The sequence below is a fragment of the Enterococcus phoeniculicola ATCC BAA-412 genome, assembly GCF_000407505.1.
Classification (GTDB): Bacteria; Bacillota; Bacilli; order Lactobacillales; family Enterococcaceae; genus Enterococcus_K; species Enterococcus_K phoeniculicola.
This window is the reverse complement of sequence record NZ_ASWE01000002.1, coordinates 370,108-387,963: the sequence shown is the minus strand read 5'-3', so window position 1 is coordinate 387,963 and position 17,856 is coordinate 370,108. Positions and strand designations below refer to the sequence as shown.

The 17,856-nt window shown below is 37.6% G+C and carries 15 protein-coding genes; all 15 read right to left on the bottom strand.

All coding sequences use genetic code 11. The annotated features are described in order from the left end of the window. Positions 1 to 68 precede the first annotated feature (68 nt). On the bottom strand, positions 69 to 1,133 hold the full coding sequence (locus tag I589_RS08565; protein ID WP_010768496.1) for a SepM family pheromone-processing serine protease: 1,065 nt from the start codon (positions 1,131 to 1,133) through the stop codon (positions 69 to 71). Continuing rightward, on the bottom strand, positions 1,130 to 1,618 hold the full coding sequence (coaD, locus tag I589_RS08560; protein ID WP_010768497.1) for a pantetheine-phosphate adenylyltransferase: 489 nt from the start codon (positions 1,616 to 1,618) through the stop codon (positions 1,130 to 1,132). The genes I589_RS08565 and coaD overlap by 4 nt, the downstream gene beginning before the upstream one ends. Further along, positions 1,615 to 2,175, bottom strand: a complete 561-nt coding sequence (gene rsmD, locus I589_RS08555; RefSeq protein ID WP_010768498.1) for a 16S rRNA (guanine(966)-N(2))-methyltransferase RsmD — start codon at positions 2,173 to 2,175, stop codon at positions 1,615 to 1,617. Before rsmD ends, coaD begins: the two co-directional genes overlap by 4 nt. A 98-nt stretch (positions 2,176 to 2,273) precedes the next feature. Continuing rightward, positions 2,274 to 2,612 carry a YlbG family protein gene (locus I589_RS08550; protein ID WP_010768499.1) on the bottom strand — a complete coding sequence of 113 codons (339 nt, stop codon included), beginning with the start codon at positions 2,610 to 2,612 and terminating at the stop codon, positions 2,274 to 2,276. Continuing rightward, entirely contained in the window at positions 2,602 to 3,033 is a 432-nt protein-coding gene (locus tag I589_RS08545; RefSeq protein WP_010768500.1) for a YlbF family regulator, read from the bottom strand. The genes I589_RS08550 and I589_RS08545 overlap by 11 nt, the downstream gene beginning before the upstream one ends. Next, entirely contained in the window at positions 3,033 to 4,166 is a 1,134-nt protein-coding gene (locus tag I589_RS08540) for a CAP-associated domain-containing protein (RefSeq protein WP_010768501.1), read from the bottom strand. Before I589_RS08540 ends, I589_RS08545 begins: the two co-directional genes overlap by 1 nt. Before the next feature lie 26 nt (positions 4,167 to 4,192). Next, on the bottom strand, positions 4,193 to 7,621 hold the full coding sequence (locus I589_RS08535; RefSeq protein ID WP_010768502.1) for a pyruvate carboxylase: 3,429 nt from the start codon (positions 7,619 to 7,621) through the stop codon (positions 4,193 to 4,195). 38 nt (positions 7,622 to 7,659) lie between these two features. Beyond that, positions 7,660 to 8,835, bottom strand: coding sequence for an FtsW/RodA/SpoVE family cell cycle protein (locus tag I589_RS08530; RefSeq protein WP_010768503.1), 1,176 nt, complete (start codon positions 8,833 to 8,835; stop codon positions 7,660 to 7,662). A gap of 3 nt (positions 8,836 to 8,838) precedes the next feature. Further along, entirely contained in the window at positions 8,839 to 9,141 is a 303-nt protein-coding gene (locus I589_RS08525; RefSeq protein WP_010768504.1) for an Fpa/YlaN family protein, read from the bottom strand. Positions 9,142 to 9,346: 205 nt separating this feature from the next. Further along, positions 9,347 to 11,116 carry a DNA helicase RecQ gene (gene recQ / locus I589_RS08520; RefSeq protein ID WP_010768505.1) on the bottom strand — a complete coding sequence of 590 codons (1,770 nt, stop codon included), beginning with the start codon at positions 11,114 to 11,116 and terminating at the stop codon, positions 9,347 to 9,349. A gap of 436 nt (positions 11,117 to 11,552) precedes the next feature. Next, complete coding sequence (gene typA, locus I589_RS08515) at positions 11,553 to 13,391, bottom strand: translational GTPase TypA (RefSeq protein WP_010768506.1); 1,839 nt, start codon at positions 13,389 to 13,391, stop codon at positions 11,553 to 11,555. A 172-nt stretch (positions 13,392 to 13,563) separates the two neighbouring features. Then, positions 13,564 to 14,331, bottom strand: coding sequence for an inositol monophosphatase family protein (locus I589_RS08510; RefSeq protein ID WP_010768507.1), 768 nt, complete (start codon positions 14,329 to 14,331; stop codon positions 13,564 to 13,566). Further along, positions 14,331 to 14,612 carry a UPF0223 family protein gene (locus I589_RS08505; protein ID WP_010768508.1) on the bottom strand — a complete coding sequence of 94 codons (282 nt, stop codon included), beginning with the start codon at positions 14,610 to 14,612 and terminating at the stop codon, positions 14,331 to 14,333. Before I589_RS08505 ends, I589_RS08510 begins: the two co-directional genes overlap by 1 nt. Positions 14,613 to 14,829: 217 nt before the next feature. After that, complete coding sequence (gene lpdA, locus I589_RS08500; protein ID WP_010768509.1) at positions 14,830 to 16,236, bottom strand: dihydrolipoyl dehydrogenase; 1,407 nt, start codon at positions 16,234 to 16,236, stop codon at positions 14,830 to 14,832. Positions 16,237 to 16,243: 7 nt separating this feature from the next. Further along, the gene (locus I589_RS08495) at positions 16,244 to 17,842 is read right to left on the bottom strand and encodes a dihydrolipoyllysine-residue acetyltransferase (protein WP_010768510.1); all 1,599 of its coding nucleotides are present in this window, start codon (positions 17,840 to 17,842) and stop codon (positions 16,244 to 16,246) included. Positions 17,843 to 17,856 lie beyond the last annotated feature (14 nt).

Here is a 17,856-nt window from a genome sequence, read left to right as displayed (position 1 = left end):
ATAATTAAAAGTTTAGCGAATCGATAAACTAAAAAATCTCTCAAATCATATTGAGAGATTTTTTTGGACTACTTATTCAATTTTTCAAGATAATTTAAGGCATCCTGCACTGTTTTAACAGGAACAATTTTCATAGACGTTCCTAATTTTTCGGCTGCCGCTTTTGCTTCTTCATAGTTAGATAACACATTGGGATCAATTTTTTTCATCTCATCTGTAATCGCATCATCTGGAGCAAAAAATATCTCTGCACCACTTTCACTGGCACTCGCTACTTTTTTATCTATTCCGCCGATTCTTCCAACCGTTCCCTCTGAATTGATGGTACCTGTACCTGCAATAGATTTTCCATGTCGTAGATTTTTTCCAGTCACTTGTTCATATATTTCAAGAGTAAACATCAAGCCTGCTGATGGTCCTCCGATAGAACCAGAATCAATGGCTACTTTTGTCTCAGAGGAGATCTCTGTGTGATCAACTAATCCAATACCGATTCCAGCTTTCTTATCTGATTTTAACTCAATCAGTTTTCCAGTCGCTTTCTTTTCTTTTCCTTCATGTAAGTAAGTAACCGTCATTTCCTGTCCCACTTTTTGACTTTTTACATATTCCATGAACTCTTCACTGCTTTTAAAGCTTTTTCCATCTGCCTCAGTTACTGTATCCCCCACTGAAATCTTTCCATAGAAACTAGAATTTTCTTCTACAGACAGCACATAGACTCCTTTATACACCATTTCGTACGGTTTATCTGCAAGTTTTAAAGCTTGCTCTATTGCGGCATTCTGAGAGGACTGCATATAGTAAAGCTGCATTTGATTGTACTCTTCATCTGTAGAGGTTCCATAAAGCTCTTTTTTGCTCACTAAATCTTGAAATGGCGTTAGTTTAGATTTAAGTGCAGTAAAGACTGTTGCTTGTCGAATACCGACAGAGGTTAAGGAAAATGAGCCTTCTTGTGTATCCGTCTTTCCATCAACTGTAATCAGCTCTTTTAAGTTAATCGTTGAACCCGGAGCTTCAATATAGTAAGGAATCGGTACTACGATAGCAGCAGCAAGTAGAAGCATCACTAAAAATGCGATTAGTGAACGAATCGGTGCTTTTTTATCTTCTTTTATTTGTCTGTTCATCTTGCATCACGCTTTTCAAGGATTGCTTTGGCAATTGCAGGTGGCAAATACTCGGCTACATCACCGTCAAATTGAATCACTTCTTTTAAAATGCTTGAGCTGATATGGCTATATTTAGGTGAAGCAAGTAAAAAAACTGTCTCCAGTTCTGGCGAAAGATGCTGATTCATCTGAGCAATATCTTTTTCATATTCATAGTCTTTAACACTTCGAATTCCTCTTAAAAGAAATTTCGCTCCTAATGTTTTAGCTGATTCAACCGTTAATTCATGTTCCTGTAAAATAACCCGGACATTAGGTAAGTGTGCGACAGAGGTTTCAATTAATCGCACTTTTTCTTCTGGTAAAAAGAAGCTTTTTTTACTAGTATTTACGAACACACCCACAATCACCTCGTCAAAGAGTTCAGCACCGCGAGTAATCGTATCAAGATGCCCTTTCGTCAAAGGATCAAAACTCCCTGGAAATAATGCAATTTTTTTCATGCTTCATCCTCATTTCTATAAATAGTTACCGCAGTAATTCCATATGTTTGGCGACGAATCTGAACCAGCGTACCAATCGTTTCTGGCAAAACCAGTTCCTTATCTGCTTCACAAATAATTTTACAGTTTGGATTTAGTAAATTCATTTGAAGCATCATGATTAGCTGCTTTTCTATTTTTTGCTGTGCATAAGGCGGGTCTAAAAATACATAATCAAATGTATAGTTTTCTGCTTGAAGCCAGCCCAATGCCTTGTCAGCGTCCATTTTTAGAGGAAGAAAACGCTCAGCATCCTTGGTTATTTCAATATTTTCTTTAATTATTTTCATTGCTTGAAAGTTTCTTTCAACACATACAGCCAACTCAACCCCACGAGAAACAGCTTCAATTGCTAATCCGCCACTTCCTGAAAATAAATCTAGCGCTATTCCTCCATCAAAATAAGGACCAATCATATTAAACATTGATTCTTTTACCTTATCTGTTGTTGGCCGGGTATTTTCTCCCTCAAGACTTTTCAATCGTCGTCCACGATAGTCACCGGAAACTACTCGCATAAAAAAACCTTCTTTCCTTTATCGTCAGTTAAGTATACCAAAAAGCACAAAGAAAAAGATGAAAAATGTTTGAAAAAATCAGACATTTTTCATCTTTTTTAGACGTTTTCCGCCAATCGAATATCTGGCGTTAGGTCTTCTTCTTCCTCTTCGTGCACTTGATAAGCTGCTTTTGTACCAATTCTATCAGCAAAATTCATTTCAACATCTGGCCGATAGGAACGCTCTACTTTTCTTACAAAATGAAGTTTTTTGATTTTTTCTTCTGACGTATCAAATGTTTCCTCATTTAAATAAAGAACAACATATTTCATTTTACGAGAAACATAATGAACTAAACCAAAACGTTTCAGATTTTTTAACTGTTTTAGACTGTACACCCAAACAATAATTCCACGTCGCTTCTGCACTGTAAACTCATTTTCTTCAGCTTGCATGACAACTTCCTCCACAACCAGAATGTCCACCTGTTATAAAAAATGGATTTCCAGCATCTACTTTAATTTCTTCTGAGACTGTCTGTGCGACAGTCAAACTAATGCTATCTAATATATCCTGTAACTGCGTTTCCGCCACACGAAAAGCGGCTACATGTGCGTTTACATCTAACTCACGTTTACTTTTCCTCAATGTTCGTTGCGTTTCTCTATAACCAGGTGCATGAATACCATAATCAGAAATTCGCTCAAACGCTTCTTTATTCTTTAAAAAAGTCTGCTGTAGCGTCATGACTTCTGAGCAATTATACATCGATTTTTTTGCTTGAAAATAATTGATACAGGTCTGACTTTTAAGCAGCTGTTCAACTATTTCCTCACATTGATCTTCAAGCACAAATAACTGTTCATTTATAATCATTAGGAGCCACTATCCTTCGTCTCTTTTTCATCTACTCTTTTCATTAAGACTACCACATTTTCTTTTGAAAAGGAAATCCCTAAAACTTCAGGCTCTTCATGCATGAATCTTGTGTGAAGAAACGGATCACTGTACCAATAAAGCAAAGAAAATGTTGCATCAATAACTGGTTCAGATAAGATACCACTCTGAGTTTCATCTGTAGTCCGTTTGGTTAGAGCTGATAGCTCTTCACTACTAAGTAAAAATGAGGTTTCACTGTTGTCTCCCGCTCTCATTTGTTGCCAATACGTATATCTTTGTTTCTCCAGCACTTCATCTGTATGGGTCAAAAAGTCTGTTTGGATGGCTTCTGCTGTTCTCTGCTGCTGAATGGTTGATTCATAAGCAGGTAGCTGATCAATTGCTCGTAAGAAATTGATTGTTTCCGTACTTTGAATCGCCTTAAATCCATTAATTTCTTCCCATTTAACGCCTTGACTTTGTGCCTCAACTTTAGGCGGGGCATGCATATCAATTTGGTAAGGCTGAAGTGTCAACAACTCTTTTTGATTAAGGTAAGCCACACCAAATAATTCTCCATCATTTTGATCAAAAAATAAGACGGCAAATGTTTGATTATCAAAAGCAATTAATGGTCGGTAATTCATATCCTCTTCCATCAACTCAATATTTACCGGCTCTCCCTTGTAGTCAAAATTAAAATTTGGATAAATCATAGTTAGTTCTGATAGATTTCCCATTGTCATTTTAAATGAAAAAGGTGCGATTTTCTCCTTTGTATCCCCAATCGCTTTGATAGCTGAAACTTTTCCGTCTGAAACATTTGCTTCAATAATTGCCGATTGTTTTTCTGTTTTATACCTGCGAACTTCATATTGAAAGCCTGTTGAGTACATACTTACAGGACTGCCTAGCTGTTTTTCCAACTCACCGACACTTTTATTGATATACGAAGAAAAGCCCTTTGCGGGCATTTCTTCGTATTTTAATGTTGTATTGTGAAGTGTGGTTATTGGTTCACTCGCCACCTGTACAGGCTTCTCTGATTTATTAGGAAAAACCACAGGCTCAAAATAGAAAATCAACAAGACAGTTAGGAAGATACTCATAAATAATCCGACTCGTTTCATGTATCATTCTCACCTACATTGAATTCTTATTTTTCTTTCACTTCAATCAATAAATCACCCGATTGAATAGCTTCACCTTCTGTAACATAAACGTGATCAACCATCCCATCAAAACGAGCTTCCACAGAGGTTTCCATCTTCATCGCCTCTGTTACTAATAATGTATCGCCTCGTTTCACGCGATCTCCCTTATTTACCAATACTTGAAGCACTGACCCTGACATCGTTGCTCCAATTTGTTCTTTATTAGTAGGCTCCGCTTTGCGTTTTGTCTGAACAGAGCTAATAATAGAATTATCTTTAATAACGATTTCTCGTCGCTGACCATTCAAATTAAAGAACAACACTCGATTTCCTTCAATATCGGGCTCTCCGATTTCATCCAATCGTAAAATCAAGATTTTTCCACGTTCGATTTGAACATTTATAGACTCGCCTAGACGAATGCCTTGGAAGAAAGTTGGTGTATCCAATAACGTCACATCACCAAATTGATTATATGCTTTTTGATAATCCAAAAATACTTGAGGATACATCAAGTAACTTAATACCTCATCTTTTTGAGGTTCATAACCAATTTGTTCTGCTAACTCTTGTTTCACTTTTTCAAAATCAACAGGCTCAGCTAAGTCTCCTGGTCGATTCGTAAACGCAGGTCTTCCTTTTAAGATGATTCTTTGAAGGTCTTCAGGGAATCCGCCTACTGGTTGCCCTAATTCACCCTGGAAGAAGGTGACAACTGATTCTGGGAAGCTCAACGAATCTCCTTTTTCGTAGATGTCGGCTTCTGATAATTCATTTTGAACCATAAACAGAGCCATATCTCCAACGACCTTGGAAGATGGAGTTACTTTTACAATATCGCCAAACATGAGATTAACTGTGTGGTACATTTTTTTGATTTCATCCCACTTAGTCCCTAGACCAACGGCTTTTGCTTGCTGCTGTAAATTAGAATACTGTCCGCCGGGCATTTCATGCATATAAACTTCTGTTTGAGGAGCATTCAAGCCATTCTCAAACGGTTTATAGTACATACGAACATCTTCCCAGTAATGGTTGATTTTTTGAACATTGTCAATATTTATATCTGGCACACGTGCACCATTCACCAAGGCATAGTACAAGCTACTCATACTTGGCTGACTAGTGTTTCCACTCATTGCACTTGTTGCCACATCAACAATATCCACACCAGCCTTCGTTGCTGCAGAATAAGTGATAATTCCATTTCCACTCGTATCATGTGTATGCAAATGAATCGGTAAATCTGTTGTATCCTTTAATTCACTAATTAGTCGATACGCTGCTTGAGGCTTCAATAACCCTGCCATATCCTTAATCGCAATGATATGTGCACCCAGCTGCTCTAATTCTTTGGCCATCTCTTTATAATATTGAACATTATATTTCGCTCTTGTCGGATCGTTAATATCTCCTGTATAACAAATCGCAGCTTCTGCAATTTTTCCAGTATCCCGAACTGCTTGAATACTTTTTTCCATTTGAGGAATCCAGTTTAAGCTATCGAAAATACGGAACACATCAATTCCTTGTGACGCTGATTCATTAATAAATTCAACAAGTACATTATCTGGATAGTTGGAATAGCCAACTGCATTTGAGCCTCTGAAGAGCATTTGGAACAAGGTATTTGGCATCAAACGACGAAGTTTTCTTAATCGTTGCCAAGGATCTTCATTTAAGAAACGATAAGCTACATCAAATGTTGCGCCTCCCCACATTTCTGTCGAGAATAATTCAGGTAAAGCTTCTCCTGTCAAACGAGCAATTTCTTTGAAATCCTGCGTCCGTACACGAGTAGCAAGTAAGCTTTGATGTGCATCTCTAAAGGTTGTATCTGTTAATAAAAGATCCTCTTGATTTCGAATCCAATCTATAACTGCATTTGCACCTTTTGTATCCAGAATTTCTTTAGCAGTGACAAATCCTTCTCGGCGTTTTATATCCTCAGGTATTCGCGGATCTTCATAAAAGCGTTTTTGTGATTTTTCAATCCCTGGAAATCCATTAACAGTGATTTCCCCAATATATTTCATTGTTTTATTTCCGCGATCTCGAACCCTTGGAAATTCAAATAACTGAGGAGTATTGTCGATAAAAGTCGTTTTTGCTTCTCCAGACTGGAATGCAGGATGACTAATCACATTTTGCAGGAAGGGAATATTCGTTTTTACCCCACGAATTCTAAATTCCGTTAAACAACGCTGCATTTTTTGAATCGCTTTTTCAAAACTAATTCCATGCGTACAAACTTTTACAAGAAGAGAGTCAAAATATGGCGTAACAACTGCTCCTGAATAAGCATTTCCAACATCTAAACGGACACCAAACCCACCTGGCGAACGATAAGTATCAATTTTCCCAGTATCTGGCATGAAATTGTTTAAGGGATCTTCCGTAGTAATCCGGCATTGAATTGCTGCACCCTTAAGCTCTATATCTTTTTGCTGAGGTAAACCGATTTCTTTATGCAAGTCTTTTCCTTGGGCAATCAATAGCTGACTAGTCACAATATCAATATCTGTAATCATTTCTGTAATCGTATGCTCTACTTGAACACGGGGATTCACTTCAATAAAGTAAAAGTTATCGCCTTCAACTAAAAATTCAACCGTTCCTGCATTCACGTACCCAACATGTTTCATTAACTGAACAGCCGCTTGACAGATTTTTTCCCGTTGTTCATCATTCATAGAAACACAAGGTGCTACTTCTACTACTTTTTGATGTCGTCTTTGGACAGAACAATCCCGTTCAAAAAGATGAATAACGTTCCCGTGCGTATCTCCAAGTATTTGAACTTCAATATGTTTAGGATTTCCGATATATTTTTCTACATAAACTTCATCACTGCCAAATGCAGCTTTTGCTTCACTTTTGGCACGCTGATAACCTTCTCGTGCTTCTTTTTCATCATGTGCTACACGCATGCCGCGACCTCCGCCACCTAAAGCAGCTTTAATCATGATGGGATACTCATGTGAGTCTGCAAACGCCAAGACTTCATCAATTGAAGCTACAGGTCCATCTGTTCCAGGAATTGAAGCAATCCCTGCTGCAACAGCTGCTTCTTTTGCCTTAATCTTATCGCCAAAAATATCTAAATGATGCTGTGTAGGGCCAACAAAAATCAAGCCTTCTTCTTCACAACGACGTGCAAACTCAAGATTCTCAGATAAAAAACCATAACCAGGATGGATTGCATCTACTTCTGCTTTTTTCGCAATCTTAATGATTCCTTCAATATCAAGATACGCATCAATTGGTTTTTTCCCTTTTCCAACTAAATAAGCTTCGTCCGCTTTGAATCGATGCACAGAATATTCATCTTCTGCGGCATAAATTGCAACTGTTTTGATGTTTAGCTCTGTACATGCTCGAAATACTCGAATCGCAATTTCTCCGCGATTTGCTACTAACACTTTTTTCACCTAAACCACTCCTACCATTTTCTTCATTATTCGTTCATTTATCCATTATAATATGACATTAATCGTTTACGCTTTTCATTTGCACTAACATTTAAAACTAATCCGATACCAATTGATAGAACAAGTAAGCTTGACCCTCCCTGACTCAAAAACGGAAAGGTAATTCCTGTTAGTGGAATAATCCCGGTAATCCCACCTAAATTGACAAATATTTGAATTAAAAGCATACTTCCTACTCCATAACAGATAAGTGAATTGAACGGATCTCTCGACCGAACACCTACTAAAATGATTCTGGCAATCATAAAGATGAGCAAGCCTAAAATCATCATGGAAACAATTAGACCTAGTTCTTCAACAACAATAGCAAAGATATAATCTGTTTGTGCTTCTTTTAAAAATCCTTTTTTCTCAATGCTGTTTCCTAATCCTCTACCAAACAGTCCCCCATTAAACATCGCATAATAGCCATTAACCATTTGATGGCCTGTATCAAATTCGTCAATAAAGGGATTTTGATATATTGCGAATCGCTTATAAATATACTGCATACTTTTAGGTAAAACGGTCTTTCCAAAAAGATTCATCCCTTGTATTGCTAAAATACTCAAGAGAATTCCACTAGCACCAATTTTAAAGGATAATGTGTAGTCAACTCCGCTTGCCAATAATAAAATAAGTACAAGCAGAGTTAAGACAGCAGCATTTCCAAAATCCGGCATAATTGCTACAGCAACGATTAGGCCCATAACCAACCACAGGGGTCTCTTCATCGTTGGCATAAAATCAGTAGCAATTGTTTCTTGTCTTTTTGATAAGGTTAAAGCTAAATACCAGATTAAAACGATTTTCAGAAGCTCTGCTGGCTGAATAGATAAAAAGCCTAAATCAATCCACCCCTTTGCCCCATTAACAGGCTTGAAGAATAGATAAGCGATAACCAGCAATGAGGCCGTAACAACAATAGCTAGCTGAACGAGCTTCTCATTTTTAAATACATCAATCTTCATTTTGTACATAATCCCTATAACGATTAAGCTCAATATCCAGAAAACGGTTTGGTTAATCACTGACTTTGCAGGATTCAAGCCCTGTGCTAATAATAAATAGGATGTAGAACTATAAACCATAATTAATCCCACTACACATAAAATGAGGTAGGGAATAAAAATACTGTAATCCATCAAATGACGTTTTTTTATATTCTTTGGCAAGTGTTAAACCTCCTTGCCTAATTCGTTTTTTTCTTGTGTTTCTGTATAAACCTCTGTATATAAGCGATTGAGCTCTTTTTCCAAGTCGCTCATCAATTGATGGCCTTCTTCTTTTGTAATCATCCCAAGACGTACAGCAAACGTTACTTGCCTTGAAAATCCATACATTTGTGTATCAACTACCTCTTCAAATGCCTTACATTGTGAAATACATAGACTATTTTTTTGATTGCGAATCAACATTTTGATTCGATCAGCATCTTGATTTAATAAACTTAGTGCAAATTCTGGAGACATAGCTTCCATTTGCGCCTAACCCCCCATCTTAATTCTATTATTATAGCATAATTTATTGGTATATAAATAAGAAAATCACAAGTTTCTCATCGTTTATTAAAAATTTATGAAGTACAAATTTTCGTGATTTTTGACAGTTTGCTTCTCATTTATCCGTTTACTTTTCTGAATACTCTCATCATTCTCACATAATGAGCAACTCATCTTTTTCTAGTTATTCTGTTGTTTTTAAATATGTTTGCAGGCAGGTTAAAAATTGCTCCCCATACTTGTCCAATTTATTTTGACCGACTCCTTTAATTTGAAGAAGTTCTAATCGTGAGGTCGGAATTTGCGTACTCATCTCTTTTAACGTCGCATCAGAAAAAACAACGTATGGCGGTACATTCGTCTCTTCAGCAATGGTCGTTCGAATTCCCCGAAGTTGTTCAAAGAGCGCATTATTTTGTTCCAGCTTGCGCGCTTGACGCTGTTCTTTTCGATACACGGTTTGCGTTCCTTTAAGAACCTCTACTCCTTTATCAGTAATAAAAAGTGTTGGAAATTGCCCTCTCGATGGTGCTAGCAGTCCTTCAGCTGTCAAAAAATCAATTAAACTAGTGACCTCTTTTTGCGAGTAACCTTTCATTAATCCGTAGGTAGACAATTGTTCAAACCCAAACTGATCAATTTTTTGGTCTTTTGAGCCAGTTAAAACTTTTGCCACTAAGCCTTTTCCAAAGCGTTCATCCATTCTCTTTACACAAGAAAGAACCATTTGAGCTTCTTTGGTTATCTCCACTTTTGAACGGTTATCCAAGCAATTGCTGCATCGTCCGCAAGGCTGACTTTCCTGCCCAAAATAGCGTAAAATAAATTGTTGCAAACAACCTTCTGTGTTAGAATATTGACTCATTTCCCGAAGCTTGGCATATTCATTTTGTTTTAGTTCATGAGAACGTTGAGATTGTTCAATAAAATATTGATGGACTTGTAAATCCTGTGGAGCAAAGAGTAAAATCGCATCACTTGGTAGCCCATCTCGCCCAGCTCTTCCCGCTTCTTGATAATAAGCCTCCATCGTTCCTGGAATTTGTGCATGAATGACAAACCGGACATTACTCTTATTTATTCCCATACCAAAAGCATTTGTCGCCACAATAGTTTGCACGCGGTCATAAAGAAAATCCTCTTGAAATTTTGTTCGCTCACACTCTTTTAACCCAGCATGATAATAGCCCACCGACAAGCCTTCCGATTTTAAAAGATGATAAATTCGTTCAACTTCTTTTCTTGTATTCGCATAAATAATTCCAGATTGTTCTTTATTTAATTTTAAATATTCTATTAAGTACATTTCTTTTTTTTGATCGGTAATGACTTGAAAATGAATATTTTCACGTGCAAATCCTGTCGCCACTTGATTGGTTGCTGGGATGCAGAGCAACTGTTTGATATCCTCTGCAACCATCGGCGTTGCTGTGGCAGTTAAAGCAACCACAGTCGGTCGATTCGGCAGACTGTTTAGATAGTTCGCCATTTCGAGATAGCTTGGTCGAAAATCGTGTCCCCAGTGAGAAATACAGTGAGCCTCATCAACTGCTATTAAATCAATTGGCAGATGACTTAACAACTCTTGAAAGTCAGGCATAACAAGTCGCTCAGGCGCGATATAAAGCAGTTTAAAGGCTCCTTGACGTAATCCTTGAATTCTGTCTGACACTCCATAATAATCCAATGTGCTGTTAATGTATGTTGCTGAAATTCCCAGCTGATTCGCCGCATCCACCTGATCCTTCATTAAAGAAATCAATGGAGAAACAACAATCGTTAAACGGGCAAATGAGCTTGCTGGAAGCTGATAACAAATAGATTTGCCACTCCCTGTAGGCATGATTCCTAATACGTCTTGATGTTCTTCTATATAATGAATGACTTCTCTTTGGCCAGCACGAAACTCCGTATAACCAAAAACATTCTTTAAGACTTGATTCACCATTTCCATCTGTTTACCTCCCCCAGTCAACTCTGCTATTCTAGCATTTTTTAGCCTATACCCGCAACTTCTCTTTGTGAAACACAGCAATATTATGAAACTTTTTTTACTCTCTTAAAATTAAACAAAAAAATAGAAAGCTGAACTATCAGGGCTTTTGTTGTTTTTTCCTCAATTGTTTTCCACAATCGCCTTTCCACAGAATGTTCGTTCCCCTATTTTCTTTTTGATTTATTTCTTTTCAAACATTATAACTTCTTTACTTTTGATTCCTCTCTTTTTTAACCGAAAGATACCATCCTTTTATGTAAAAAAGAAAAGACTTAAACAAACCGAGTAAGGTTCTGTTCAAGTCTTCGGAAAATCAGATAGATAGGAGGAAAACCTGTCTTAAACAATACTTTAGCGTTTGTTTAAGACACTGCTCTCCTGCGCATCTCCTGTTTTATTCAGCTATTTTTTTCTTTTTCGATGCTTTTTCACGTTCGCTCTTATTTAAAATTTGTTTACGCAAACGAATACTTTCTGGTGTAACTTCACAATATTCATCATCATTCAAGAATTCTAATGATTCTTCTAATGTTAATTGTTTTGGTTTTTTAATTACTGACGTTTGGTCTTTGTTTGCAGAGCGCACATTCGTCATTTGTTTTGCTTTCGTAATATTTACAGTTAAATCATTATCACGATTATTTTCTCCGATAATCATTCCTTCATAAACATCCGTTGTAGGTTCAACAAAGACCGTTCCACGTTCTTCAATACTCATGATTGAATACGTAGTTGCTTTTCCTGTATCAATCGATACAAGCGCTCCTTGATGACGTCCACCAATTTGTCCTTGAATCATTGGTAAATATTGATCGAAGGTATGGTGCATGATTCCATATCCACGTGTCATAGATAAGAATTCAGTTGTATAACCGATTAGACCACGAGCAGGGGCTAAGAAAATCAAACGAATTTGACCATTCCCTGTATGAATCATATCTTGCATTTCACCTTTACGTAGGCTTAGTGATTCGATAACACTTCCCATGTATTCTTCAGGTGTATCAATTTGAACACGTTCAAACGGTTCACATTTTACTCCTTCAATCACACGTTCAATTACTTTAGGACGTGATACTTGCAATTCAAAGCCCTCACGACGCATATTTTCAATCAAAATTGATAAATGAAGTTCTCCACGACCAGAAACAGTCCAGGCATCTGGTGAATCTGTTGGCTCGATATTAAGAGAAACATCCGTTTGTAATTCAGCCATCAAACGTTCTTCAATCTTACGAGCAGTCACATATTTCCCTTCACGTCCGGCAAATGGTGAGTTGTTTACTAAGAAAGTCATTTGTAACGTTGGTTCGTCAATATGAAGAATTGGTAATGCATCTTGATGGTCCACAGGTGTTACTGTTTCTCCGACGAAGATATCTTCCATCCCAGATACAGCAATTAAGTCTCCTGCTTTTGCTTCTTGAATTTCCAAACGTTTCAATCCGAAGAAACCAAATAATTTTGTTACTCGGAATTTCTTCACAGAACCGTCCAATTTCATTAAAGCAACTTGGTCTCCAACCTTCACAGTTCCTCTGAAAATACGTCCAATACCAATACGCCCTACATAATCGTTATAGTCTAGTAATGATACTTGGAATTGTAATGGTTCATCACTATTATCTACAGGTGCTGGTATATGTTCAAGAATCGTATCAAAGATTGCTGACATACTTGGCTCTTGATCTTCAGGTTTATCAGATTTACTTGACGTTCCATTTAAAGCAGACGCATAAATCACTGGGAAATCCAATTGATCGTCATCTGCACCTAATTCAATAAATAATTCTAATACTTCATCCACAACATGTTCTGGACGAGCAGAAGGCTTGTCAATTTTGTTTACAACAACAATTGGTGTTAAATGTTGTTCTAAGGCTTTTTTCAATACAAAACGTGTTTGCGGCATCGTACCTTCATAAGCATCTACAACTAAAAGTACACCGTCAACCATTTTCATGATACGTTCTACTTCACCACCGAAGTCCGCGTGTCCCGGCGTATCCATGATGTTGACGCGTTTTCCTTTATAATCAACAGCTGTATTTTTGGCTAAAATAGTAATTCCACGTTCTTTTTCAATTGCATTTGAGTCCATTGCACGTTCTTGTAATTGTGTGTGACCGTCTAAAGTATCAGATTGTTTTAATAATTCGTCCACTAATGTTGTTTTTCCGTGATCGACGTGGGCGATAATTGCTACGTTACGGATATCATCTCTATATTTCAATGTAAACTAACTCCTTTTTCTTCCCGAATGTGACAAGGCATTTGACTCGACTGTTTATTATAGCAAAATTCTTTCATGAAATATAGTAAAAAGTTTTCAAAATTACTGAAAAATTAAAAAAAGTCAATAATTCCATGAAAAAACGCCTATTTTTCATTTAAGAAAAGAAAAACTAAGGAAATTGTAAGATTTTGCTGACTTCCTCAACCATCTTCGGTGTTCCAGCAACAAAATGCTCACGTCCATTAAAATGAAGAGGTTTCCCTGTTAATCCGCTGTAAGGAAAGTCAAAAGCATCTAACATCGCGCAACCTGCAGCATAATCCCAAGGACTTAGATTTGAAAGATAGCCTATACGGGTACCTTTCAAGATTGCAATCAGCTCAATTCCAGCACAGCCACTCATTCGAACCCCCATGCTCACTTCACCGATTTTCTGTGCTTCATATTGATTATGAAGATACATATGCGCATTCATCCCAATTAAGCCCTCTGATAAAAGCTTGTTTTCAGGCTTAGTAAGTTTTTTCTCATTACAATAGACGCCAAATTCTCGCCCACCCCAATATAACTCTTCTTGCATGACATTATAGATAAATCCAAGCTTCGACTGTCCTTCTTCATAAACAGCTAGCATAATACAAAAATTTTCCTTTTCCAATACAAAATTCAATGTCCCGTCAATCGGATCAATCACAAAAACAGTTCCTTCCATAGTATCAAGTGTATTATAGCCGCTTTCTTCTGCTAATATCCTTGCCTTTGGATAGGTACTTTGAATGTTTTCTATTAAAAATTTTTGTATGTCACGATCCATATTGGTAACCAAGTCCGTTCGATTACTTTTTTGATCTACTTTTAATTCCTCTCTAAAGCTAGCTTTAATTTTTTCGCCTGCTTCATACAACCAGCCTTTTATTTCTTGAATTTGTTCGCTCATTAAACTCTTCCTTTCATCTTTAATCGACCATTTTCCACTTTTTTAGCTTCTTGGACTGTACGATAAAGAGAGTATCCCGATGCTTTCTCAAATTCTTTTCCTAATCGTTTTTCTTCCCCTATACTCTTTACTACTTTTTTAAACTTTCCATACGTTTCCATAAATTCATTCACAGTAATCCCCTGCTCGTTGGCCCTCTCTAAAGCCTCCCACATATTCATAACGACTACCATTTCTTCCGTAGTCCAGTCTAAATCTAATGGATATTGATATTCTGACATATAAACGCTCCTTTATATAAAGCTTTCTACTCTATTGTATCATATCAAAAGCAGAGAAATCATTTGAATCACTTTCTATTCATATAAGAAGCTAGAAAGTTGACCCTCTATGAAATTAGTCAAAAAAAGACGTACTTTAAGCTCTGTTTTTCAAAAAAAGCAAAACAAAAAGCCGAGCATGGCGGCTCGGCTTTTCTCGTGTGACAAAATAATGCTATTAAATGTGAATTGGCAAACCTAATGCCAATTCAGAAGCATCCATAGTAATTTCTCCAAGAGATGGATGTGGATGGATAGTCAAGGCAATATCTTCAGCGTTCATTCCTGATTCGATAGCTAAAGCTAATTCAGAAACCATATCGCTGGCGCCAACACCACCAATTTGCGCACCAATAATCACATGATCTTCAATCGTTGTAACTAAGCGAATGAAGCCTTCTGTTTTTCCTAATGATAACGCACGACCATTTCCAGCAAACGGGAATTTGAATGCTTTTGCTTCAATTCCAGCTTCTTTTGCTTCTGCGATGGTCATACCAACACTTGCTAATTCAGGATCAGTAAATGCTACTGCAGGCATTGCTTTGTAGTCAACGGCTACTTTCTTTCCAGAAATTGCTTCTGCAGCAATTTTTGCTTCGTAACTAGCTTTATGCGCAAGTGCTGCACCTGGAACGATATCTCCGATAGCAAAGATATTTTTCACGTTTGTGCGTCCTTGGTTGTCTACAGTAATTAAACCGCGTTCGCCAACTTCGACACCCGCTTGTTCTAGTCCTAAATCATCTGTGTTTGGACGACGACCTACTGTCACCATAACATAATCGGCTTCAACAGACTCTTCTTTCCCATTCACTTCATATTTAACAGTCACGCTGTCACCATTATCAACAGCTTCTTTTGCCATTGCAGAGGTAACCACTGTTACATTTTTCTTACTAAAGTCATCTAAAACTAATTTCACCATATCTTTTTCGTACGTAGGTAAAATAGATGGACTTCCTTCTAAAATAGTTACTTCAGCACCTAGGTTTGCATATGCTCCACCTAATTCAGCACCAATTACGCCACCACCGATGATAACGAATTTTTTAGGTACTTCTTTAAGGTTTAATCCGCCAGTTGAATCTAATACACGGCCGCCAAATTTAAATCCAGGAATTTCGATTGGACGAGAACCGGTTGCGATAATCGCATTATTAAATGAGTAAGTTTGTGCTGAGTCAGGATGAATTACACGCAAGGTATGTTCATCAACAAAGAAAGCTTCCCCTTCAATAATTTCAACTTTGTGTTTTTTAAGCAGCATACCAACACCGCTAGTTAATGTATTAACAACTGTGTTGTCTTTCCATTCTTGAGTTTTTGTAAAATCAAGTTCAACATCTTTCGCTGTCACACCAAACATCGTTGAATCTAATGATTCTTGATAGTGATGTCCTGCAGCAATCAATGCTTTTGAAGGAATACAACCAACGTTTAAACATACACCACCGATGTACTCACGTTCGATGATGGCAACTTTTTGTCCCATTTCCGCAGCGCGGATGGCAGCTACATAGCCGCCAGGTCCCGCACCAATTACAACTGTATCTAGTTCAATGGCGAAATCTCCTACTACCATTTGTTAATCATCCTTCCATTAATAATAATTCAGGGTCTGCTAAAAGACGTTTGATATTGTTCATTGCTTTTTGTGCAGTCGCGCCATCTACAATACGATGGTCGAAGCTTAATGAAAGTTTCATCACACGGCCAACAACAATTTCACCTTCTGCATTTACAACAGGTTGTTGTGCAATTGTACCTACACCTAAGATAGCTACTTCAGGGTAGTTAATAACTGGTGTAAACCAGCCGCCACCAACAGAACCAATATTACTGATTGTAATAGTGCCGTCACGCATATCTTGTGCAGACAATTTTCCATCAATAGCTAATGCAGCTTTTTCATTGATTTCGTCAGCAATTGCAAACATACTCTTTGTATTTGCATCTTTTACGTTTGGTACATATAAGCCATGATCCGTATCTGTTGCAATACCAATATTAAAGTAATTTTTGTAAACAATTTCTTGTGCTTTATCATCAATAGATGCATTTAAAATTGGGAACTTTTGTACAGTTGCAGTCAATGCTTTAACTACATATGGTAAGAAAGTTAATTTTGTGCCATTTTCTGCTGCAACATCTTTAAATTTCTTACGGTGATCCCAAAGTTTTGATACTTCAACATCATCATGTAATGTAACATGTGGTGCTGTATGCTTGCTATTTACCATCGCTTTTGCAATTGCTTTACGAGTTGGTGTCAAAGCTTCACGAGTTTCTAATTCACCTAGATTTGATTTGAACGCTTTTGCAGGAGCAGGAGCAGCTTGTGTTTCGCTACTTGCAGAAGCAGTTGCTGTTGCTGTTTCGACTGCTGGTGCGGCTTGATTTCCGCCTGCTAAGAAGCCATCAATATCAGATTTCACTACACGTCCACCATTTCCAGTTGGAACAACTTGTGTGATGTCTACATCTTTTTCACGTGCATATTGACGTACTGAAGGCATTGCTAAAACACGTTTATTAGGATCAGCGGCTGCAACAACTTCTGCATTTCCTGAAGCGGATGCGGCTGGTGCTGGAGTAGCTGCAACTGGTGCGGGTGCGGCTGGTGCATCGTTATGCCCTGGCGCATCAATTTCAACTAATACATCACCGACATTTGCAACTGTTCCTTCTGGTACAACGATTGCTTTTACTGTACCTGTTACAGGAGAAGGAATTTCTTCTACTGATTTATCATTTTGCACTTCTAATAATGTGTCATCTTCGTTAATTGTATCGCCTGCTTTGACGAACCATTTTACGATTTCACCTTCTGCAATTCCTTCACCAATATCTGGTAATTTGAATTGGAAGACGCCTCCTCCAGCTGCTGGAGCTGGTGCTGCGGGTGCTTCAGTTGTTGGCGCTGCGGGTGCTGCGTCATTGCCTTCATGTCCAGGTGCATCGATTTCGACTAATACGTCACCAACATTTGCAACTGTTCCTTCTGGTACAACGATTGCTTTCACTGTACCTGTTACAGGAGAAGGAATTTCTTCTACTGATTTGTCGTTTTGTACTTCTAATAATGTATCATCTTCATTGATTGTATCGCCCGGCTTTACAAACCATTTTACGATTTCGCCTTCTGCGATTCCTTCACCAATGTCTGGTAATTTAAATTGAAATGGCATCGTTTTTCTTCCCT

Excerpts from the sequence above, each read along its gene's own strand:
- I589_RS08565 (WP_010768496.1), bottom strand. The coding sequence starts at position 1,133 with ATGAACAGACAAATAAAAGAAGATAAAAAAGCACCGATTCGTTCACTA.
- coaD (WP_010768497.1), bottom strand. The coding sequence starts at position 1,618 with ATGAAAAAAATTGCATTATTTCCAGGGAGTTTTGATCCTTTGACGAAA.
- rsmD (WP_010768498.1), bottom strand. The coding sequence starts at position 2,175 with ATGCGAGTAGTTTCCGGTGACTATCGTGGACGACGATTGAAAAGTCTT.
- I589_RS08550 (WP_010768499.1), bottom strand. The coding sequence starts at position 2,612 with ATGCAAGCTGAAGAAAATGAGTTTACAGTGCAGAAGCGACGTGGAATT.
- I589_RS08545 (WP_010768500.1), bottom strand. The coding sequence starts at position 3,033 with ATGATTATAAATGAACAGTTATTTGTGCTTGAAGATCAATGTGAGGAA.
- I589_RS08540 (WP_010768501.1), bottom strand. The coding sequence starts at position 4,166 with ATGAAACGAGTCGGATTATTTATGAGTATCTTCCTAACTGTCTTGTTG.
- I589_RS08525 (WP_010768504.1), bottom strand. The coding sequence starts at position 9,141 with ATGGAAGCTATGTCTCCAGAATTTGCACTAAGTTTATTAAATCAAGAT.
- recQ (WP_010768505.1), bottom strand. The coding sequence starts at position 11,116 with ATGGAAATGGTGAATCAAGTCTTAAAGAATGTTTTTGGTTATACGGAG.
- I589_RS08510 (WP_010768507.1), bottom strand. The coding sequence starts at position 14,331 with ATGAGCGAACAAATTCAAGAAATAAAAGGCTGGTTGTATGAAGCAGGC.
- I589_RS08505 (WP_010768508.1), bottom strand. The coding sequence starts at position 14,612 with ATGTCAGAATATCAATATCCATTAGATTTAGACTGGACTACGGAAGAA.
- lpdA (WP_010768509.1), bottom strand. The coding sequence starts at position 16,236 with ATGGTAGTAGGAGATTTCGCCATTGAACTAGATACAGTTGTAATTGGT.
- I589_RS08495 (WP_010768510.1), bottom strand. The coding sequence starts at position 17,842 with ATGCCATTTCAATTTAAATTACCAGACATTGGTGAAGGAATCGCAGAA.